Below are 20463 nucleotides of genomic sequence, written 5' to 3'. Positions count from 1 at the left end.
TGTCAAGCCGGTAGGTGCGGCACGGAGGCAGGCTCGACCTCAACTCTGGAACAACGCATGACCGAACTGCGCGACCATTTCGGACTCGGTCCGGAAGATCTCAACATCGACCTCGGCCCTTTGGGGCCGCTGCTGCCTCCCGCCGATCGCCCGCTCGAGTGACCGACTTCCGGCCGGAGCCGGAAGTGTCGGCGCACAACGGTTCAGGAGTTCTGGGCGCTGTCGCCGGCGGCCTTCCGCACGAGTTCGCCGATGCGCGCCTCGTGCGCGGCAGTCATGCTCGTGATGGCGAACGAGGTCGGCCACATGGTGCCGTCGTCGAGTTCCGCCTTGTCCTCGAAGCCCAGCGTCGCGTAGCGCGACTTGAATTTCTCCGCGCTTCGGAAGAAGCACACGACTTTGCCGTCCTTGGCGTAGGCCGGCATGCCGTACCAGAGTTTCGGAGACAGCGTCGGCGCCTCGGCGGTGATGACGGCATGGACCCGTTCGGCGAGGGCGCGATCGGAGTCGGCCATCTCGGCGATTTTGGCCAGGACGTCCTGCTCGCCGTCGGCCTTGGTGGCACGGGAGCCGCGGCGGGCAGCCGTTTTCAGCTCTCGGGCATGCTCTTTCATCGCGGCGCGTTCGTCCGCGCTGAAGCCCGGCGCGGATGTGTTCTTACCGGTGGTGGTACGGGCGGTCATCGCTGGATCTCCTTGTGTCGGGGCGGAAGCGGTTCATCGAATTCTGTCCTTTCGAGGCCGCGGATCGGTGCGCCCGAATCCGGGGACCCGTGTGGACGATGCGGAATCGGCTTACGGGGTGCGCGGCCGCCTGGGGCGGATAACCGGTGCGCGGCAATAGATTTCGGTGGGATCGCCGCTGTGGTGGACCGTTTCGAATTCGCTGCGACGCAGCGCCCATCGAGTATCCGCGGGGACCACCTCGGCGATGCACCGGTAGACGAGATGTGCCTCGACGCTGTGGTCCGCGATCAGCCGATGTCGGATGTCGACCAGCGCTCGCAGCCGCGCGCGACCGCCGTCGAAGGTCACCGAGGATTCGGTGATGGCATGGGTGGTGTCCACCCGGCCGCGGACGATCCCCAGCAGGATGTCGGCGATGGTGTCGCGGCCGATCAGGCGCGGACCGTGTGCCGACCAGGCCGCTGCGGACCGGCGGGGGTCCAGTTCGGCGTCCGCGGTGAGCGCCGATGCGAGTAGTTCGCGGTCCCACGACGCGGTGCCGCGGCAGAGCCGGTGCAGCGCATCGGTCACGTGCGTGTCCATGTCGGCCCTCCTCCGGCTGATCGTGGCCGGCATGGTGCTTCGGAACCCGTTGCCGGTGCGATTCAGAGTGCCGGTATCGGAAAGCGGCATCAAGCAGGCATTATGGAACCTTCGTTTAGCAGGATTCATAGATCGGTGTGCTGATGCTCGAACGGTTCGAACTGGAGGCGTTCCTGACGCTGTCCGAGGAACTGCATTTCAGCCGGACCGCCGCCCGGCTGCGAGTCACCCCGGGCCGGATCAGCCAGACCATCAAGAAGCTGGAACGTCAGGTCGGCAGTCCGCTGTTCGAACGCACCAGTCGCCACGTCGCGCTGACGGACCTGGGACAGCGATTACGTGACGATCTCCTGCCGGGCTACCGGCAGATAGAACTGGCGGTCGAGACCGCCACCGCTCTCGGGCGCGGTATCCACGGGGTGCTGCGGGTCGGGTTCACCGCGGCGTGGAGCGGTAATTTGATCCTGCGCGCGACGGACCGGTTCCGGGCCCGGCATCCCGGCTGCACCGTCGAGCTCCGTGAGGTGACCTATCGCGCGTTCCGGGAATCCCTGCTGTGCGGTGAGATCGATCTGACGTTGGCGGAAACCGGTCTGGTCGAGGACGATCCCGGATTCGTCATCGGCCCGACCGTGTTCTCCCGGCCGCGAGTTCTCGCGGTTCCGGCCGGTCATCCGCTCGCCGCGCGCGACAGCGTCTCGGTCGAGGATCTCGCCTCCGCGCCGTTGATCCTGCCCGAGGGAATTCCCGAAGTCGTGCTCGACGCCCACTTCCCGCGGCACACACCCGCGGGCCGCCCGATTCCGCGCGGCCCGATCGCCGCCGGCTGGCAGGAGATGCTGTCGCTGATCGGCGCGGGCCGAGGGGTCACCCTGACCTGTGACTGGGCCACCGACTACTACGCCCGTCCGGATGTGGCCTTCATCCCGTTCGACGACGCCGGACCCGTCGACCAGGCATTGATCAGGTCGGCGGCCCGCGACACCGTCGCGATCCGAATCTTCACCGACATCGTCCTCGCGCAGGCCGGGACCGACGCGGGTTCCTGACCAGGTGACCCGAGGGTGAGCGAGGATTCCCCCCGCCCACCCGTGCGAACCTAGGCGCTGTAGTCGCTGACCACGTCGAGGACCCAGACGACCCCGAAGCGGTCGCGGACCATTCCGTAGGCGCGCGCCCAACCGGACGGGCCGAGGGGGACCACGACCGTCGAATCGGCGGCGAGCGCGTCCCAGTAGCCGGTGATCTCCTCGACGGTTTCACCGCGCACGGAGACGAACGACGCGTTCCGGCCCTGATCGTAGGGCAGCGACGCGGGCACGTCGTAGGCCATGACGTGGAAGCCGTCGGTGCTGTGGACCTGACCCCACAGCACCTGATCGGCTTCGGACTCCCGGGCGGCGTTTCCGGCGTCGGCGTAGGTGACGACGGCGAGGTCGCCGCCGAAGACGCGACGGTAGAACTCCAGCGCCGCTCGGGCGTCGCCGCGGAAGTTCAGATGGGTCGTGGTCGTGAGGGACACGATCGGCTCCTTGTTCTCGTATCGAATGCCGGACCGGAGTAACGGTCGCAGCGGTAGCGGACAGGAAGTGACCTCTACTTCGGGCAGAATTCGGATCATGCCGAAGACCTCCGCGCGACTGCTGGCCCTGCTGTCGTTGCTGCAGGCGCGCCGGGATTGGCCGGGCGCGCTGCTGGCACAGCGACTCGAGGTCAGCGCGCGCACCGTGCGCCGCGATATCGACCGCCTTCGCGACCTCGGCTATCCGATCGCGACCACCAAGGGACCGGACGGCGGCTACCGGCTGGGGGCGGGCGCCGAGATGCCGCCGTTGCTGTTCGACGATGAGCAGGCCGTCGCCCTCACCGTCGCACTGCGGACCGCCGCGGCGAGCGGCGCCGGGATCGCGGAGGCCGCCGTCCGCGCGCTGAACACGGTCCGCCAGGTCCTGCCCGCGCGGCTGCGCCATCGGGTCGACGTCTTCGACCTCACCGCTGTCGAGCGGCCGCGTCCGCCGGTCGACGCGCAGGTGCTGCTGGTGCTCGGCGCCGCCGTGCACGCGTGCGAGGTGCTGCGCTTCGACTACGAGTCGCCGTCGGGCCCGGCCGGGGCGCCACCGCGCCGAGTCGAACCTCACCACCTCGTGATCCGGGGCGGGCGCTGGTATCTCGTCGCCTGGGATCTCGACCGCGAGGATTGGCGAACCTTTCGCGCCGACCGGCTGGTCCCGCGCATCCCGACCGGACCACGTTTCACCCCGCGCGAGATTCCCGGCGGCGAGGTGGCCGCCTTCGTCGCGGCCCGTTTCCGTGGCGCCGAGGGCACCGGCGACTGGCCCTGTCGCGGTGAGGTGATCGTGGCTGTGCCGGCGGCCGAGGTCGTGCCGTTCGCCGGTGACGGCATCGTCGAGGAACTCGGTGCGCACCGGTGCCGGCTCACCCTCGGTTCCTGGTCGTGGCCGGCGCTGGCGACCGCCATCGGCAGATTCGACGCCGATATCGACGTCGTCGGCCCGCCGGAACTGAGGGATGCGTTCGCCGACCTGGCCCGGCGCTGCGCCCGTGCCGCGACCGGCGAGCACTCGTCGGCGTGATTCAGCGCGAGTAATGCGGCGCCGCAGCGTGATTCGAGCCGACGGCGCCGAGGGATCCGGTACTCGGGAGTCCTACGGTGTCCGGTCCAGTACGAGGTCCGACAGGCGTATCGCGTACATCGACACCAGGACGGCTTCGTCGTAGCCGGGTCCGCCTTGCGGTAGTTGGGCACGGACGGTCTCGGTCTCGGCCATCAGGTCGAGTAGTGCGGCGCGCAGCGCCTCGGGCCGGGGCGAGGTGCCCAGGGTCTGGTAGCTGTGGCGCCAGCGATAGTCGTCGATCAGTCGCGCCAGCCGTTCGGCCTCGACTACATGGTGGTATCGCACCTCCTGGGAGTGCGAATCCAGTGCGACGAGCAGTTGCTCGACTTCGGCCAGCCGGTCGTCGATGTCTACGGGACCGGCGTCGTAGGCGATCTCGCCGGAGTGCAGCACAGCCTCCGCGCACGCGTGCGGCAGCATCCACGGCAACGACAGCTGGGATTCCGATTCCGCCTCCGGCCCCGGCCAGTAGGGGCCCGGGCCGGAGTCCAGCCCGAACAGGACCGCGTAGGGGTACCCCGCGCGGTGCAGTGGCTCGTTGTCGTGCCACGCCGGTTGCCGTGCCACGTAGTCCAGCATCCGGCGGCGCAGCCGATACATCGTGCCCAGCACCAGATAGCGATCTGCCCGGGTCCAGCGGAAACCGTTGGCGGCCAGCTGTCGTCGCACGGTCGCGGTCAGCCGATCCCATCCGGGGCCGTCGGTGCACGCGGCGATTCGAACGGAGTAACCGTTGCCGAACAGGTGGCGAAGAAGCTGGCGCTCTTCCTCGGCCGCCGGTTCGGGAGGTCCGGGCAGCAGTACCGCGCGCAGTGAGCTCGACCCGACGAAGCCGTCGCTACCGACGTGCAGACTGATCCGGCCGCGGATCGCGAGCGCGGCCAGTTGGGCGGCGACGATGCGGCCGTAGCGGGCGGCGCCCTGCTCCTGCATCGTCGTCGCGAACAACATCCCAGCTTGCAGCACGGTCATTCGGGTCGACAGTTGTTCGAACGCCGCCAGCATCGGGGCTGGTTCCGGAGGCATGCGAACCACTCACCTTGTGACGCAGGACAATCAGGTCCGCCACAGTGTAGAGCGCCGTGCGATGTCTAACCACCAATTGCCGGACGCCCGCCTCAGCAACCGACCGGTCCGGTTCTGGTGTAGGTTCGCGGTGCCGATGAGTTTCTAGGAGTGACGATGGTGAAGCCCTATGGCGCGGTGGGATTGGTACCCACGATTCGCGGAGCACATTGCCGGGCTGACATCGGCCGAAATCTCGACCATCTCGAGGATCTCGCGCACGGTGCGTTGTGGCTGTCGGCCCTGGACGTCCCGGTGCGCCTGCTGCTGATCCCGGAGGGCGCGCTGCAGGGGTTCACCGACGAGGCGCTCGACATGGACCCGAAGGAATTCGCGCACGACCATGCGATCGAGATTCCGGGACCGGAAACCGATCGCCTCGCCGCTTTGGCCCGGTCGATGAATGTCTACATCATGGCGCAGGCCAAGGCCCGTCACGAGGACTGGGACGACCTGTTCTTCAACGTGGGAATCGTCATCGATCCGCGCGGCGACATCATCCTCAAGCATTACAAGATGACCGCGCTGGCGGCCTGTGAGCGGTCGACGTCGCCGCACGATCTCTTCGACTGGTGGATCGAGAAGTACGGCCGCACGCTGCAGGCGTTCTGGCCGACGGTCGACACCGAAATCGGTTGTCTCGGTGTGATGATGGCAATGGAGGGCAATTTCCCGGAGAACGGCCGCGGGCTCGCGCTCAACGGCGCCGAGGTCGTATACCGAGCCTCGCTGCCGAATCCGTTCGTGCAGCGTGATGTCCTGGAGATCTCGAGCCGGGCGCGGGCGCTGGAGAACAACTTCTTCGTCCTGAGTCCGAACATCGGCCCGATCTACATGGGCGCCGATTCGACGACTCCGGTCGACGCCGGTGGCGGCAACTCGTTGTTCGTCGATTACATGGGCCGGGTCATCGGCCGCCAGCGCGACAGCAACGGCTCGACCTACATCGGCGCCACCATCGATATCGAGGCGCTTCGCTATCACCGGGAGTCGGCCAAGGTCACCAACTGGGTCAAAGACATTCGCACCGAGGCGGCGCAGCTGATCTACGAGAATCCGATCTATCCGAAGAACCTGTATCTGGACGAGGCGCCGGGCAACCACGAGTGGTACCAGAAGCAGGTGATCGACCAGCAGGTGCGCAAGCTTCAGGACAGCGGGATCTGGCGCCGCTCGGCCTACCGCGACTGACTCGCTCACGCCTCGATCCGCGCGCGGATCAGTTTGCCGGTCACGTTGCGCGGCAACGGTTCCGTGGTGATCCGCCAGCTCTCCGGCACTTTGAAATAGGACAGTCGCGCGCCGGCGAACTCGCGGAGATCGGCCTCCGACACCGTCGATCCGGCGGCGACGACCACGACGGCGGCGACCCGCTGGCCCAGATCGGGATGGGGTTCGCCGACGATCGCGCATTCGACCACATCGGGATGTTCGTCGAGGCACTGCTCGATCTCGACGGGGTAGATGTTCTCGCCACCGCGCAGGATCAGGTCCGAGCGGCGCCCGGTGAGGCGCAGCCGGCCATCCTCCACGACACCGAAATCTCCGGTGCGCAACCAGCGTTCGGCGTCGATCGCGGCGGCGGTGGCCTCCGGATCGCGCCAGTAGCCGAGCATGACGAACGGGCTGCGGACGAAGACCTCGCCCTCGACGCCAGGGGGCACCGGGTGGCCGTCGGCGTCGCGGATCTCCAGTGCGACAGTGATGATCGGCCGGCCGAGGGTGCCGGGCGCCGCGGCGAGATCCATCGGGGTGGCGACGGCGACGGCCGTACTGCATTCGGTGAGTCCGTAGCTGTCGACCAGCGCATCGGCCGCGAACGGAATCTCCTCGCGGAGGCGCTGTTTGAACGCCGGAGACGAGGGCGCCGACGCCAGCGCGAACGCGGTGAGCGAGGAGGTGTCGTAGCGCCGGACATCGCCGTGCTCGAGCAGGCGCGATGCCATGGTCGGTACCGCACCCCAATTGGTCACCCGCTCTCGCTCGATCAGGCGCAGGATCCGGTCGGCGTCGAATCCGCCCTGCGGCATGATCACCGCGCTGCCGGTCGCCAGCCGCGGGACCACCAGATTGTGCAGGCTCGCGATGTGGAACAGGGGAGAGGTGAGCAGGCAGCGCAGATCCAGCGGCGCACCCGCTTCGACCGTCGCGCCGGTGAATGCCGCGGCGAGCGCGTCGGTGTATTCGAAGTATCCGGTGACGGCCAGCAGATTGCGCTGGGAATGTAAGGCCGCCTTGGGTTTTCCGCTGGTTCCGCTGGTGAACAGGATCACCGAGGGGTCGTCCTCGGCGACATCGGGCACCTGTGGTTCGGCGCCGGCGTAGGCCGCGATCAGGCGGGGCAGATCCGCTTCCATGGTCAGAACCGCTGCCGGGGAGTCGATCTCGGCCAGCAGGTTCGCCCGCTTGGCGTCCGCGACGACCACCACCGGTTCGCTCGATCGCAGACCGTAGTCGATTTCCCGCGGGACCCACCAGCCGTTGAGCCCGACCACGATCGCGCCGAGACTCTGCGCCGCCCAGAACGTGACCACCCACTCGATCGTGTTGGCGGCGAGTATCGCGACCCGGTCGCCACGTCCGACACCGAACTCCTCGCGCAGCGCCGCCGCCAAAGCCGCTGCGGCGTGGGCATGTTCGCGATAGGAAAGGCGCCGGTCCTCGGTGACGAGATAGTCCCGATCGCCGAAGGCGACCGATTCGGCGAGCAGCTGGGCGACCGCCCGCCGCCGGTGGCGCAGTACCGGCATCCGGGCGCCGAGCACATCCTCCTCGACGAGTTCGAACCGGCCGCCGGGCCCGGTCAGGCGGTGCGTCACGGCGGCGAGATCGGCGCGGGGATCGGAGGTCGCGGTCATCGGCTGTCCTTCTGTGCGGAGCGTCACAACCTCCGCACACTGTCACGGGCCGCCGAGGCGTACGCCGCCCTTTCCGCTCACCGAGACGAGCGAGTCATGCCGACCGTGGCGAGGATGCGATGGGCCGGGCGAGGGTGCCGCGCTGCCCCGGCACGCCGTGCCGGCGCGCCGCCTCGGGGAACAGAACGCGGGCGGTGCGTGTCGCCGCGTCCGCCACCAGCGGCGCGAGCCGTTCCATGGTGGCGAAATTCGTTTCCCCGCACAGGCAGATCGCCGCCACCGGTCCCTGCGGCCCGCGGATCGCCGTGGCCACACTCGGCAGCATGCGGCCGACCATGATGTTGGTCCATTCGCCCCGGTCGAAGGACAGGCCGCGATTCTGCCGGATCCGGTTCAGTTCCCGATACAGTCCCGCCAGGTCCCAGCCTCGCGCGGTGGCCGGGTTGGCCAGCCGCCGCGCGAGCAGCGACTCGACCTCCTCCGGCGGTAACCACGCCAGCATGGCCCGGCCGCCGGTGGTGTGGTGGGCGAGACTGCGAAATCCCACCCGGGATTCGAGGGTCCGGGCGAACGGGCCACCGAGCTTGTCGAGGTAGATCTCGTCGGCGCCTTCGAGCGCGGCCAGATGGACCACCATGCCGGTCCGCAACTGCAGATCGTGCAGATAGTCGGCGGCCGCTTCGCGGATCTCGCCGTGCTGTCCGTCGTAGCCGCCGAGGCCGAGGGAGCGCCGGCCCAGGCAATATCCCGACGGGGTGTGTTCGAGCCAGTGCAGCTTGACCAGTTGCTCCAGGATGCGATGCGCGGTCGAGCGGGGAAGTCCGCTGTGATTGCAGATCTCCACCAAGCTCAGCCGCGTCGATCGATGCTCGAACATGTCGAGGATGAGCGTCATCCGCTCCACCATCGATGGCGGCAAGGGCCGAGAAGCCGAAGTGGCCAGTGGCATCGATGCCTCCGATCGTGAGTCACTTCCATCCTGCCCGTCGAGACCGGGCGAGGACCGGAATTGAGTCCCGAGTGTAGTGACGGTGGACACATCTCTCTCCCTCTGGTCGGCTGCGCCACGACGTAACCAGAGACATCCGGTGAATCGGGGCCGGTTCCGCTCACTGGAACGAGGCCCGTCGCGGCGTGGTCGAACTGCCACGGTGGGGCGGTCGGCGACTAGGAGAGGAGCGAGTGTGCGGCTCGAAGGAAAGGTTGCGATCGTCACCGGCGGTGCGGGCGGTATCGGCCGCGGTATCGTGCGCGCCTTCGCCAAGGAGGGCGCGCGGATTCTGTTCGTCGACATCGACGACGAATCCGGGCGTGAGCTGGAGCGTGAGCTGGCCGGATCCGGCTCGTATCTGCGCGCGGACATCTCCCGTGCCGACAGTGCCGGACATATCGTGGCCACCGCGATCGACCGGTTGGGCTCGGTGCATGTGCTGGTCAACAACGCCCATGTCGCCGAGCAGGCGTCATTGCTCGACACCACCCAGGAGATGTTCGATCTGTCCTTCGGAACCGGCTTCTATCCGACCGTCCGATTGATGCGTGCTTGCTATCCCCATCTGGCCGGCAATCGTGGCTCGGTGATCAACTTCGCCTCCGGGGCCGGCATCGACGGCCAGCTCCGGAGGCGTCGTACGCGGCGGCCAAGGAGGCCATCCGGGCGATCAGCCGGGTGGCCGCCAACGAATGGGCCGCACAGGACGTCAATGTCAACGTGATCTCGCCGCTGGCCCTGACCGAGGGTGTCGCGGCCTATATCGACGCCAATCCGGGTGTCGAGGAGGCGATGCTGGCGCGGACCCCGCTGCACCGCTTCGGCGATCCGGAGGCGGATATCGGGCGGGTGGCGGTATTCCTCGCCAGCGACGACGCGCGGTATATGACCGGTCAGACGTTGATGGTCGACGGCGGCTCGATCAAACTGCGCTGAGCGGTCAGGACGACCCCCGGTTCCGCGATGCGGCGACCGCGGCGAAACCGTAGTCGAGCATATCGATCTCGTAGGCGCGCACGGCCTCTCGCAGCGATCCGGTCCGCCGGGTGATCGCCCGGCACAGTCGCGCGGCGTCCTTCAGCGCCACCGCGGCGCTGATTCCGGCCGGAATCATGGTGTGGATCGCGTCGCCGGCCAGGGTGACGGGCCCGGTTTCCCAGTGCGGCACCGGATTCGCGGTCCGTATCGTGGTCGCCGCGACACTGGCCGGATCGCCCAGGCCGATGACGGCGGCGATATTCGGATGCCAGTCCGCGACCATCTTCGCGGCCACCTCGAGCAGTGTCCGCCCATCGGCGCGGGTGAGGTCGATGGGGAACATCGGCTTCGGTGCGACCACCACCCACATCACGTAATCCTCACCGCCGGAGCGGAATCGGTGCGCCGCCAGCGGAACGAACCGGCCGTCGTCGCCGACGACGGTGGTGAAGCTGTCCATGGCGGCCGCGGGTGTCAGCGCGCGCACCTCGTCGGTGAGCGGTGTCTTGCCGAAGATCTCCGACTGGCCGGTTTCGATCACCTCGGCGTCGGGCAGCAGGTACGCACGGACGCGCGAGTGAGTGCCGTCGGCGCCGACCAGCAGATCGGCTTCGGTGACGGTGCCGTCGGAGAACCGAACTCGCACCCGTCCGTCGTCGAGCAGTTCGTACCCGGAGAACGCCGCACCGTAGTGAACATCGATGCCGGACAGCATGATCCGGCGCAGCGTCTGCCGATCGACGGTCAGGTGGCGGCCGGTGCGCTCCACATCCGGCGGGTCCGGCACCAGCATCTCGTGCACGACTCGCAGCTGAGGATCCAGCACCCGCACGCCGGAGCCGCGAACGCCGGCGGTGGCGAGTACGCGCTCGTAGAGCTCCGGGGGCAGGCATTCGCGCAGTGCGAGGTCACCTTCCGGTTCCAGGTGGATGCGATAGCCCTGGCTGTGCCGATCCGCCGGCTCGCGTTCGAACAGTGTCGCGGGAAGGCCGGCTTGCCGCAGGCCCTGGGTCAGCAATGCTCCGGCGAGGCCGGCGCCGACTACTGCAATATCCATAATCCAAAACTATCTGAATTCAGACGATCTGTCATCGGTCATAATGGTCGGGTGCGGGAAACCACGGAAGGGCTCGGTGCCCGAATCGGCGGTCAGTTGTATCTGGCGCATCGCTACGCGCGGGCCGCGACCAATGCTGCGCTGCGCGAACACGGGATCGAACTGCGACATCTGGGCGTGCTGTCCGCGCTCGCCGAGGCCGGCCCGATGAATCAGCGGGCGCTGGTGGATCGACTGCAGCTCGACAAGTCGTCGATGGTGTACATCATCGACGAGCTCGAACGTCAGGGGCTGGCCGAACGTCGCCGCGATCCGCACGATCGGCGCAGCTATCTCGTCCACCTCACCGACACCGGCCGCGACCGGCTCGATGCGGCCACCGATGCCGCCGCGGAGGTGATGGATCGCCTGTGCGAACCGTTGTCCGGACCGGAACGTGCGGGGTTGAGTGAGCTGCTGGCTCGATTCATCGGGCACGCGGAGGGGTTGAACGGGCCGCTATCGTGAAGGGATGGGCGTGTTCGGTGAGATGTTCCCCGGCAAGAAGCTGTCCGACGAGAGCGGCGGCGACAGCGACGGGCAGCAGCATCGGCCGCGGTTGGATCTCGATCTCGACGCCGGAGTGATCCGCTTGTCCGGGTCATCGGCCTCCGCGGACGAGGAATCGGCCGAATAGGGCGGTTCGCCCGAGGTCCGTGCGGTCGCGGATCCGACGGTGGATGGTCGCGTACGTGTGCCACGAGATCTAGCAATCTAGATTGCTAGCATGTTAGTGTTCGAGGGTGGGTGCCGAGGAAGTCAAGCAGTTCAACGTGTATCTCCCGGTCGAGTTGATCAAGCAGGTGAAGTACCGGGCGGTCGAATCGGAGATGTCGCTGTCGGCGCTGGTGGCCGAGGCGTTGCGGGCTTACCTGGGCACCGAGTCGTCACGCGGGCCCGAGCCCGAGAAGGAGAAGTGATATGGCCGGCCGAGGTATCGAGGCGATCTTCCTGGAGACGCACAACTGGGGGAAGTCGGCGAAGTTCTTCCAGCAGCTGGGTTTCGAGCTGGAATTCGCCACCGACCACAATTCCGGGCAGCTCCGCAACGGGGACGGACCCTATCTGTTCATCGCCGAGGTCCCCGCGGATCGTGAGCCCGGAATGCGGGTAGTGGTGAAAGTTCCGGATGAGCAGGGCTTTTCGCCCGAATCGCCGGTCGAGGTCGTGACGCCGTTCGCCGACACCCACTACGGGACCCGCGAGATGGCCGTGCGCGATCCCGACGGGCGAGTGTGGACGCTGCAGGCCCCGGGTGGTGCCCGGTGAGCGATACCGGGACCGCCTCGGAACCGGATCAGACGGCGGTGCGGGTGGCGCTGTGGCGCGCACTGCATGTCGAACTCGATCCGCCACCGCATGTGCTCGACGACCAGATCGGGCTGCGATTGGCCGATCCCGCCGACGGCTGGCGCGACCGCGGGGATATGGATCCCGTGGGTACCAGCCGTTTTCGGGCGAGCATCGTGGTGCGGTCGCGCTTCGTGGAGGATCTGCTGGCCGAGCAGGCCGGCCGGGTCGGCCAGTACGTCCTGCTCGGGGCGGGGCTGGAGACCTTCGCGCAGCGCCGGCCCGATATCGCCGAGCGGTACCGCATCTTCGAGGTCGACCAGCCGCGGACCCAGGCCTGGAAACGGCAGCGTCTGGTCGAAACCGGTTACGGCCTGCCCGAATGGTTGCACTCGGTGCCGGTCGATTTCGAAACCGATTCGTGGTGGGAGCGGCTGCGTGCCGCCGGTTTCGACGCCGGGCAACCCGCGGTGGTCGCATCCCTGGGCGTGAGTATGTATCTCACCGATGCGGCCAATCGCGAAACGCTGTCCCTGCTGGCGCGATCGGCGCCCGGTTCGACGGTGGTGATGACCTTTCAGCCACCGATCGAACTGCTCGACGAACAGGACCGCCCGAGCCGGGAGTTCGCGGTGCGGGGCGCGGCGGGGTCGGGCACTCCCTTCCTGAGTTTCTACACTCCCGCGCAGCTCGTCGACATGGCCCGTGCGGCCGGTTTCGTGGCGGCCCGCCACGTTTCGGCGGCGGACCTCAACACGCGATACTTCTCCGGTCGTACCGACGGGCTGCGGACCTCCAACGGCGAGGAGTTGCTCGTGGCGACCACATGAGCCCGAGGGGCGTACGCCTACGATCGGCCGATGACGAAATCCTCGCGGCTGCATATCGTGCCGTCCCGGTTCAGCGTCGAACATGTCGCGACCGCGACCTTCCCCGAGGACGACGAGTGGGTGGCGCTGGTGCGTGCCCCGGAAGGTCTGACGATCGTCCGGGAGGCGCCGCCGTGGGAGCGGGAGCGGTGCTGGGTCGGACTGTATGCCGCCGTCCCGCGTGAGCTCGACGAGTCCGGAATCCTGGTAGCGATACTGGATCCGCTGGCGCGCAACGGTATTCCGGTATTCGTCGCCTCGACCTTCCACGCCGACCTGGTCCTGGTTCCCGAAACCCGGATCGAGGCCGCCACCGACGCTCTCACCGCCGCCGGCTACCAGATCGCGGGTGCCGCGGCCCGGTAGCGGCTCAGATGTGATCGCCCTTGTCGCGATTGCAGCCGCGGCACAGGATCTGCAGATTCGCCGCACTGGTCGCCCCGCCGCGACTGAGCGGGATGATGTGGTCGAATTCCAGATAGTGCGTCGCACCGCATTCCACACATCGGCCACCGTCGCGATGCCACACCTGTGCCTTGATATCCGGGGCGATGGCGCGGCTGTCGCGTTTACCCGGTGCGACCGTGAGCCGCTTGGCCACGCGCAGTGCGCCTTCCACGATCGCGGCCACCAATTCTGGTTCGTCGACCTCGAATTCGACGCCGCCGCGGGCCGAGGTCGCCGCGACCGTCACCAGACCGTCGGTGACCGCCACCGATACCGCCCGGCCCCAGGGGATCTCGATACCGTCTTCGGGCCCGAGAAAGCGCAACTTGGTATTCGAGCAGATCAACCGGCCCGCGATCGCGCGCGACCCACGTCCCGCGCGGCGGATCCGGGTGGCCGTGGTGTCGAGATGGACGCGCTCGTGCGGATCCAGGTGCAGATCGGGTACGGCGATGGCCGGAAGCTCACCCGCGCGCAATCGGGACAGGATCCGCACCCGGCGCAGACTGCGCCGCAGTTCGTCCACCGCGGCGCCGCGCAATTCCAGGGCGGCGACCGTGGCATCGAATCGTTCGAGCTCCGCGGCGCTGACGGTGCCGTCGGCCAGCGCGAACGTGGCCATTCGCTCCAGCTGTGCCGAACCCGGCCCGCGCAGCGCCGCGCGGGCGGCGGCGGGGTCGATACGCCGGTGGCGGATCCGCGCCCACAGCTCGTCCCACTCCGGGCCGCTCGGCCCGGTGGCGGTCAGGGTTCGCAGGGCGCCCGAGCACCAGCGGTCGAGATAGTCCGCGATCTCCGCCGCACAGGTGCGGCACGGGCCGGCGCCGATGAGCCGCCATCCACGCCGCCGCCCACAGCGAGCGCACACCCGCGCGTCGTCGGCATGCCGTGCCGTGGTCTGCTCGGTCCAGCCCGCGCCGTCCCACCAGCGCAGGGTCGCCGGGTCGGCCGGATCGGGGTGCCAGTCGGGGCGTGCGGGCTCCGGCGGCGGAGGAGCGGGTGCGGTGAAGCGGCTGCGCCGCAACGAGATTCGATCGTCCCGCCCGCCACCCGCGGTATCCACCGCGGCGCCGAACTCGGCGAACAGATCGGCTACGTCGTCGCGGCGGACACCGCCGGGGACGAACCACCAGCGCCCCTCGCTCCGCCGGAATTCGGCGAACACCGCCGCCCGCGCGCCCGGTGCCGCGGCGATATCGGCCCGCGCCACCAGCCCCTCGGCATCCTCGACCGAGACAGCGAGCCCCGGCAGGGCGGCCAGCGGCTCGTCGGCGCCGGAACCGGTGATCAGGATGCGGGCGATCTCGGCCTCGGTCCGGGGCAGCGATACCGACAACCGGGCCGTACCAGGCTGCGGATTCTGATCGACGGTCACCGCCTGCGACGGATGTCGCGGCGCGTTGAAATACACGACATCGCGCGCCGAGCGAATGCGCCCGTCGGTGCCGAGCAGGACCGCGTGCGCATCCAGCAGCGCCGTCGACCGCCACGAAACCAGCACCGACAGAAGCGAAGTCGGTACCGGCGTCGCGCCGCCGTCGATGGTGTGCCGGATGGTTGTCATCACCACGAACTATGCCAGGCCGCCCCGACACGAATCCCGGGGTCGCTGCGGAGCTTCCGGTCCATCGCCGGGTGCGGCACAGTGGGAATATGACGAACCCGAAGGGTGACTCCGGGCGTAAGCCCGGCGGGGCGCGGGTGCCGGGTGCGACGGAGATCCTGGCCGCCGCCCAGGCAGCAGCGCAGGCCGCGCAGACCGCGGCGGGTCAGGCGATCGACGCCGCGCAGGTCACCGCCGGTACCGCCTTCGGGACCGCGGTGCGGCTGCCACCGGCCTCGGTGCAGTTGGCCGCCCAGCTTCCCGATCTGATCGAGAACCTGGCCATCGCCATCGACCGGCTCAATTCGACCATCGACCGGCTCGATCGCACCCTGGCCCTCGCCGATCCCGCCTTCGCCGCCTACGACCGGTTGCTACCCCGTCTGGAGGCGGTGATCGCGCTCGGCGAGGACGTCTTCAGCCGGCTGTCGAGACTGCCCGGGATATCGATGCTGGGGCGCCTCGCCGGTCGCGAGGCGGAGCCGCCGCAACCCGAGCCGAAGACGCGCCGCCGACGCACCTAGTTCGCGCCGGCGCCCGCTCTCAGTTCGCGGGCAGGGGCGAGCCGCTGTCGCCGACCGCGATCGGCGCCTCGCTCACGTGGGTCACCGCGCGCAGTGCGGCCGCCGCCTTGAGCACCATCTCGTGGAACTCCGATTCCGCGTCGGAGTCGAGCACGATGGCTCCGCCCGCGCCGACCCGCCAGCCGTTCTCGTCCCGGACCGCGGTGCGAATGACGATATTGAGATCCGCCGTTCCGCCCAGCCCCAGGAATCCGATCGTGCCCGAATAGATTCCCCGCGCATCGGTTTCGAGCGCGTCGATGATCTCCATGGTGCGCAGCTTCGGGGCGCCGGTCATCGAACCGCCCGGGAAACACGCGCGTAGGCAGTCGATGGCGTCGACCTCGGGCCGCAGCCGCCCCCGGACGGTGCTCACCAGCTGGTGCATCGTGGTGTAGGTCTCGGCGACCATGAGTTCGGGGACGTGGACGCTGCCCACCTCGCACACCTGGCCCAGGTCGTTGCGCAGCAGATCGACGATCATCAGGTTCTCGGCTCGGGTCTTGGGATCCAGTTCCAGCGCGCGCCGCAGATTTTCGTCCGCCTCCGAGGTCGCTCCGCGCGGTGCGGTGCCCTTGATGGGCTTGGTCTCCACCATCCGGGTGCGGTCGATCTTGAGGAACCGCTCGGGCGAGGAACAGGCCACCTGCAGCTCGCCGAAGCGCAGATAGGCCGCGTACGGCGCCGGATTACTACGGCGCAGCACCCGATACACGTCGAGACCGGCCGCGGTGGAAGCGAATTCGACGTTGTCGGTGAGGTTCACCTCGTAGGTCTCACCGGCGCGCAACTCGGTGCCGATGGCGGCGATATCGGCCAGATAGCGGTCGCGCCCGCGGGTGAGCCCGGAGATGACCGCGGCTTCGTCGGCGGGCAGCGCGCACGGCTCGGGCATCGACCGATCCGGCAGTGCCGCGACGATCGCCCGCGTCTCGGTCAGCCAGCCACGGTTCTCCGCGGCCGACTCCGCATCGGTCACCGCGATCAGATGGGTGCGGCCGGCGACATGATCGACCACCACGAGCCGATCCGCGAACACCCACTGCGCGTCGGGATACGGCGAGCGGTGCGCCGCGGTCGCGCCGCAGTCGGCCTTGGCCTCGTAGCCGAGATAGCCGACGTAACCGCCCGTGAAGTCGAACGGCACATCCGGGAGTCGGAGGGGCGCCGCAGCCAATCGCGCCGACAGATAGTCCAGAACCGGCCGCGGGTCCGTACGGATCCCGTGCCGATCCTCGATCACGCATCCCGCGCCGACTCGATAACGGACCACTTCCGACAGCGGCCCCGCCGCGTCCCCGACGAAGGAGAACCGGTCCAGGCCGGGCTCGACGTGTGCGCTGTCGAGCCAGAATGCCGTCGCCGAGTCCCGATACAACCGTTGGACAACGGCTTCGGCGTCCACCGCCCGATCGATCACTTCGTGCAGGACGGTGAGTGTCGTGGCCGAACGCCGGGAGGTCGTCACCTCGTGCCGATCGGGGTGGGAGAGCGTGGCGGGCACCTCGCGAACCACGGTCGCATCGCCCGAGCGGGCCCGGCTGGTTCGATCGGCGGGATCGACGCCATGATGCGTCCGCCACTCACGAGTCAGCCGGGCGAAGTTGTGAAGCAGCGCGCGGCCGAATTCGCTCGACACCGATTCCGGATGGAACTGCACGCCCCACTGCGGGCGGTGGCGGTGCCGGACCCCCATCACGACCCCGTCCGGCGCGCTCGCGGTGATGGCCAGCGCGTCGGGGAGCGGCTGCGCCGCGCACAGCGAGTGATAGCGCACGGCCAGGAAATCGGCGGGCACCCCGGCGAAGAGGTCCTGTCCGTCGTGGGTGATGCGATCGGGGTAGCCGTGCCGTGGCGCGGGTGCGGGAACGACCTGCCCGCCGGCCGCCAGCACGATCCCCTGATGGCCGAGGCAGACTCCGAGCAGCGGCAGTCCGGCCTGTTCGATCAGCGGCCGCGAGATGCCGAAATCCCTTGTCACATCGGGACGTCCGGGGCCGGGGGAGATGACGATGTTGTCGAATCGGTCGAGCTCCACCGCGTCGAGGTCGCCGACCTCGTCGTTGCGGAGCACCGTGGGTTCGGCGCCGTTCACCGTGCCGATCAGATGAAAGAGGTTGTAGGTGAACGAGTCGTAGTTGTCGACCAGCAGGGTGCGCAGCGGCGTCGCCGCGCCGGTGCCCACCGCTCGGTCGATAGTGGCCTCGCCCGCGGGCAGAGACCGGGTCGTGCTCATACGCATCACCGTATCGGGCAGGGGAGGCGCCGCAGTGATGGCATATGCCTTCAGTTGTGGGGGGCCGGTGGTGCAGAATGTGGGGCATGTCAGTGGTGCAACCGGCCGAGGTGGAGCGCGAGGTCGTCGATTTCGCGGCCGTCGGCGAGTGGATGGATGGCCAAGGCCTGCCCGGCGGTGGTTTCGAACAGGTGACACCGCTGGGCGGCGGAACTCAGAACATCATGCTGCGATTCCGCCGGGGTGGTCGCGACTTCGTCCTGCGTCGCGGTCCGAAACATCTGCGGCCCAAGAGCAACGAGGTGATTCGGCGTGAATCCCGGCTGCTGGGGGCGCTGGCCGGAACCGGTGTGCGGGCCCCGCGGGTGATCGCCACCGGCGCCGACGAAACGGTGATCGGCGCGGTCTTCTATCTGATGGAACCGATCACCGGTTTCAACCCGCAGACCGAACTCCCCGCACTGCACGCCGGAGATCCGGAGGTACGGCGGCAGATGGGCCTGTCGGCGGTGGAGGCCATCGCGCGACTCGGATCGCTCGACTACGAGGCCCTCGGACTATCCGACTACGGCAAGCCGGACGGATTCCTGGAACGGCAGGTGCCGCGCTGGCTCGGCGAGCTCGATTCCTACAGCGCCAACGACGGATATCCGGGCCCGCGGATTCCGGGCGTGGACCGGGTCGGGGAATGGCTCGACCGCAATCGGCCGGCGCAGTGGCGGCCGGGCATCCTGCACGGTGACTGCCACCTGGCCAACATGATGTTCTCCTACGACGGGCCCGAGGTCGCCGCGATGGTCGACTGGGAGATGTCCACCATCGGCGATCCACTCCTGGATCTGGGCTGGCAGATCGCCACGCGCCCGGAGCCGGGCACCACCGGGGCCGCACTGGTCGGCAAGCTGGGCGCGGCCGGCGGTCTGCCGACTCCGGAGGAGATGATCGCCCACTACGCGAACTTCTCCGATCGCGATCTCGGACATGCCACCTGGTACACCGTGCTGGCCTGCTTCAAGCTCGGGATCGTGCTGGAGGGCACCCATGCGCGCGCCTTCGCCGGGAAAGCGCCGAAGCAGACCGGTGACTTCCTGCACGCGATCACCCTGGAGCTGTTCGAGAAGGCGAACCGGCTCATCGAATGAGCCGGCGGTTGCGTTGAGCCGGCTCAGCCGGCGGTGACGTTGAGCCGGCTCAGCCGGCGGTGACGTTGAGCCGGCTCAGCCGGCGTCGAGCAGTCCGGCGGCGATGGCGAGGTCCTTGTCGCCGCGACCCGACAGGCACAGCAGGATCAGCGCGTCCTCGGCGACCGCGCCGCGCTCGGCCAGCTCGAGCAGATGTCCGACGGCATGCGCGGATTCGAGCGCGGTGATGATGCCCTCCGTACGGCACAGCGTGTGCAACCCGTGCACGGCGACCGCATCGGTGGCCACGGCGTGCTCGATGCGCCCGATGTCCTTGAGATGGCTCAGTTCCGGGCCCACCCCGGGATAGTCCAAACCGGCCGCGATGCTGTGGGTGCGGGCGATCTGCCCGTCGCGATCCTGCAGGACGTAGCTGAAGGATCCGTCCATCTCACCCGGGGAGCCGGCGCTGAGGGTGGCCGCGTGCTGGCCGGTGTCCAGGCCGCGCCCGCCTGCCTCCACACCGATCAGCCGCACATCGGGATCGCCGGTGAACGCGTGGAACATGCCGACCGCATTGCTGCCGCCGCCCACACAGGCGATCACATGATCGGGCAGGCGGCCCGCGGCGGCCAGCAGTTGCGATCGGGCCTCGTCGCCGATCCGGCTCTGATGATCGCGCACCATCCGCGGATACGGCGCCGGACCGGCGGCCGTGCCGAACAGGAAATGCGTGGACTCGGTGTGCGCCACCCAATCCCGCACCGCCTCGGTGACGGCCGCCTTGAGCCGCCGATCGCCGGAGCCGACCGGGCGCACCTCGGCGCCGAGCAGCCGCATGCGAACCACATTGCTCTGCTGCCGCGCCATATCGTCGGCGCCCATGTAGATCACGGCGTCGAGGCCCAGCATCGAGGCCACGGTCGCCACCGCGACACCATGCTGACCGGCGCCGGTCTCCGCGATGAGCCGAGTTTTGCCCATCCGGGCCGCCAGCAGACCCTGGCCGAGTGCGTTGTTGATCTTGTGGGCCCCGGTGTGCGCCATATCCTCGCGCTTCAGATAGACCCGCACCCCCGCGACACCCAAGGTCCGGGCGAGCCTCGGCGCCGAATGCAGCAGGGTCGGGCGGCCCACGCGGTCCCGCAACAATTCGTCGAGTTCCCGATGGAACGCCGGATCGGCCCAGGCGCGGCGATGCGCGGACTCCACCTCGGTGAGGGCCGCCATCAAACCCTCGGGGACGTAGCGGCCGCCGAAGGCACCGAAGCGACCTCGATCGTCGTGGCGCTCGCCGTCCTGCCCGGCCGCCTGCGCCGATGTATATCCGATCACCATTCGCATCGTGCTTTCTCTCCGCCGTCCGGCCCGGACAGTGTGTGCGGCTCGCGCACACGCCAGGCCACCTGCCGACGACGAATGAGTTAACAGCACTGAAGAGC

The 20463-nt window shown here is 68.6% G+C and carries 21 protein-coding genes and 2 pseudogenes; 13 read left to right on the top strand and 10 right to left on the bottom strand.

Going from position 1 to position 20463, the window contains the following annotated elements; all coding sequences use genetic code 11:
* Positions 1–3: 3 nt before the first annotated feature.
* Positions 4–162: pseudogene (gene gvpK / locus LKD76_RS22630) on the top strand (gas vesicle protein GvpK); the annotation flags it as partial.
* 41 nt (positions 163–203) lie between these two features.
* On the opposite strand, the gene LKD76_RS22625 reads toward gvpK, so the two are convergent.
* Both LKD76_RS22625 and LKD76_RS22620 read right to left on the bottom strand, forming a co-directional pair.
* On the bottom strand, positions 204–683 hold the full coding sequence (locus LKD76_RS22625; protein WP_227983406.1) for an iron chaperone: 480 nt from the start codon (positions 681–683) through the stop codon (positions 204–206).
* 111 nt (positions 684–794) lie between these two features.
* A complete protein-coding gene (locus tag LKD76_RS22620; protein ID WP_227983405.1) occupies positions 795–1268 on the bottom strand; it encodes a nuclear transport factor 2 family protein in 474 nt (157 codons plus the stop codon).
* A gap of 143 nt (positions 1269–1411) precedes the next feature.
* On the opposite strand from LKD76_RS22620, the gene LKD76_RS22615 reads away from it, so the two are divergent.
* Positions 1412–2317 carry a LysR family transcriptional regulator gene (locus tag LKD76_RS22615; RefSeq protein WP_227983404.1) on the top strand — a complete coding sequence of 302 codons (906 nt, stop codon included), beginning with the start codon at positions 1412–1414 and terminating at the stop codon, positions 2315–2317.
* A 50-nt stretch (positions 2318–2367) separates the two neighbouring features.
* Here the strand turns inward: LKD76_RS22615 and LKD76_RS22610 are convergent, their stop codons facing one another.
* Positions 2368–2790 (bottom strand): VOC family protein, encoded by a 423-nt coding sequence (locus LKD76_RS22610; protein ID WP_227983403.1) that lies wholly within the window; start codon positions 2788–2790, stop codon positions 2368–2370.
* 97 nt (positions 2791–2887) lie between these two features.
* Here LKD76_RS22610 and LKD76_RS22605 point away from each other — a divergent pair, with 97 nt between their 5' ends.
* Complete coding sequence (locus LKD76_RS22605) at positions 2888–3862, top strand: helix-turn-helix transcriptional regulator (RefSeq protein ID WP_227983402.1); 975 nt, start codon at positions 2888–2890, stop codon at positions 3860–3862.
* 72 nt (positions 3863–3934) lie between these two features.
* Here the strand turns inward: LKD76_RS22605 and LKD76_RS22600 are convergent, their stop codons facing one another.
* Entirely contained in the window at positions 3935–4930 is a 996-nt protein-coding gene (locus LKD76_RS22600; protein WP_227983401.1) for a hypothetical protein, read from the bottom strand.
* Positions 4931–5086: 156 nt separating this feature from the next.
* Here LKD76_RS22600 and LKD76_RS22595 point away from each other — a divergent pair, with 156 nt between their 5' ends.
* Positions 5087–6160: a nitrilase-related carbon-nitrogen hydrolase gene (locus LKD76_RS22595; protein WP_227983400.1), complete on the top strand. Its 1074-nt coding sequence runs from the start codon at positions 5087–5089 to the stop codon at positions 6158–6160.
* A gap of 5 nt (positions 6161–6165) precedes the next feature.
* Here LKD76_RS22595 and casG read toward each other — a convergent pair whose 3' ends face one another.
* Complete coding sequence (casG, locus tag LKD76_RS22590; RefSeq protein WP_227983399.1) at positions 6166–7827, bottom strand: steroid-24-oyl-CoA synthetase; 1662 nt, start codon at positions 7825–7827, stop codon at positions 6166–6168.
* A 94-nt stretch (positions 7828–7921) separates the two neighbouring features.
* The gene (locus LKD76_RS22585) at positions 7922–8722 is read right to left on the bottom strand and encodes an IclR family transcriptional regulator (RefSeq protein ID WP_227983398.1); all 801 of its coding nucleotides are present in this window, start codon (positions 8720–8722) and stop codon (positions 7922–7924) included.
* Positions 8723–9011: 289 nt separating this feature from the next.
* On the opposite strand from LKD76_RS22585, the pseudogene LKD76_RS22580 reads away from it, so the two are divergent.
* Positions 9012–9754 (top strand): annotated as a pseudogene (locus LKD76_RS22580) (SDR family NAD(P)-dependent oxidoreductase).
* Between the two features lie 4 nt (positions 9755–9758).
* Here LKD76_RS22580 and LKD76_RS22575 read toward each other — a convergent pair.
* Positions 9759–10853: an FAD-dependent oxidoreductase gene (locus LKD76_RS22575; RefSeq protein ID WP_227983397.1), complete on the bottom strand. Its 1095-nt coding sequence runs from the start codon at positions 10851–10853 to the stop codon at positions 9759–9761.
* Positions 10854–10904: 51 nt separating this feature from the next.
* On the opposite strand from LKD76_RS22575, the gene LKD76_RS22570 reads away from it, so the two are divergent.
* From LKD76_RS22570 to LKD76_RS22545, 6 genes are all read left to right on the top strand, one after another.
* Positions 10905–11360: a MarR family winged helix-turn-helix transcriptional regulator gene (locus tag LKD76_RS22570; protein ID WP_227983396.1), complete on the top strand. Its 456-nt coding sequence runs from the start codon at positions 10905–10907 to the stop codon at positions 11358–11360.
* 4 nt (positions 11361–11364) lie between these two features.
* A complete protein-coding gene (locus LKD76_RS22565; protein ID WP_227983395.1) occupies positions 11365–11529 on the top strand; it encodes a hypothetical protein in 165 nt (54 codons plus the stop codon).
* Between the two features lie 106 nt (positions 11530–11635).
* A complete protein-coding gene (locus LKD76_RS22560; protein ID WP_227983394.1) occupies positions 11636–11812 on the top strand; it encodes a ribbon-helix-helix domain-containing protein in 177 nt (58 codons plus the stop codon).
* 1 nt (position 11813) lies between these two features.
* A complete protein-coding gene (locus LKD76_RS22555; RefSeq protein WP_227983393.1) occupies positions 11814–12161 on the top strand; it encodes a VOC family protein in 348 nt (115 codons plus the stop codon).
* Positions 12162–12199: 38 nt separating this feature from the next.
* A complete protein-coding gene (locus tag LKD76_RS22550) occupies positions 12200–13012 on the top strand; it encodes a class I SAM-dependent methyltransferase (protein ID WP_227985368.1) in 813 nt (270 codons plus the stop codon).
* A 30-nt stretch (positions 13013–13042) separates the two neighbouring features.
* Positions 13043–13417, top strand: a complete 375-nt coding sequence (locus LKD76_RS22545) for an ACT domain-containing protein (protein WP_227983392.1) — start codon at positions 13043–13045, stop codon at positions 13415–13417.
* A gap of 4 nt (positions 13418–13421) precedes the next feature.
* Here LKD76_RS22545 and LKD76_RS22540 read toward each other — a convergent pair whose 3' ends face one another.
* The gene (locus tag LKD76_RS22540) at positions 13422–15062 is read right to left on the bottom strand and encodes an HNH endonuclease (protein ID WP_227983391.1); all 1641 of its coding nucleotides are present in this window, start codon (positions 15060–15062) and stop codon (positions 13422–13424) included.
* Positions 15063–15151: 89 nt separating this feature from the next.
* Between LKD76_RS22540 and LKD76_RS22535 the strand changes: the two genes are divergently transcribed.
* Positions 15152–15625: a hypothetical protein gene (locus LKD76_RS22535; protein ID WP_227983390.1), complete on the top strand. Its 474-nt coding sequence runs from the start codon at positions 15152–15154 to the stop codon at positions 15623–15625.
* Between the two features lie 19 nt (positions 15626–15644).
* On the opposite strand, the gene pabB is transcribed toward LKD76_RS22535, so the two are convergent.
* Positions 15645–17900 carry an aminodeoxychorismate synthase component I gene (pabB, locus tag LKD76_RS22530; RefSeq protein ID WP_227983389.1) on the bottom strand — a complete coding sequence of 752 codons (2256 nt, stop codon included), beginning with the start codon at positions 17898–17900 and terminating at the stop codon, positions 15645–15647.
* Between the two features lie 77 nt (positions 17901–17977).
* On the opposite strand from pabB, the gene LKD76_RS22525 reads away from it, so the two are divergent.
* Positions 17978–19042, top strand: a complete 1065-nt coding sequence (locus tag LKD76_RS22525; RefSeq protein ID WP_227983388.1) for a phosphotransferase family protein — start codon at positions 17978–17980, stop codon at positions 19040–19042.
* Between the two features lie 75 nt (positions 19043–19117).
* On the opposite strand, the gene trpB is transcribed toward LKD76_RS22525, so the two are convergent.
* Positions 19118–20365 carry a tryptophan synthase subunit beta gene (trpB, locus tag LKD76_RS22520; protein WP_227983387.1) on the bottom strand — a complete coding sequence of 416 codons (1248 nt, stop codon included), beginning with the start codon at positions 20363–20365 and terminating at the stop codon, positions 19118–19120.
* Positions 20366–20463 lie beyond the last annotated feature (98 nt).

Origin of the sequence: Nocardia spumae, from assembly GCF_020733635.1 — a bacterium.
Classification (GTDB): Bacteria; Actinomycetota; Actinomycetes; order Mycobacteriales; family Mycobacteriaceae; genus Nocardia; species Nocardia spumae.
Note: the sequence above shows the minus strand (reverse complement) of the source record. Positions and strands in the feature narration are given on the sequence as shown.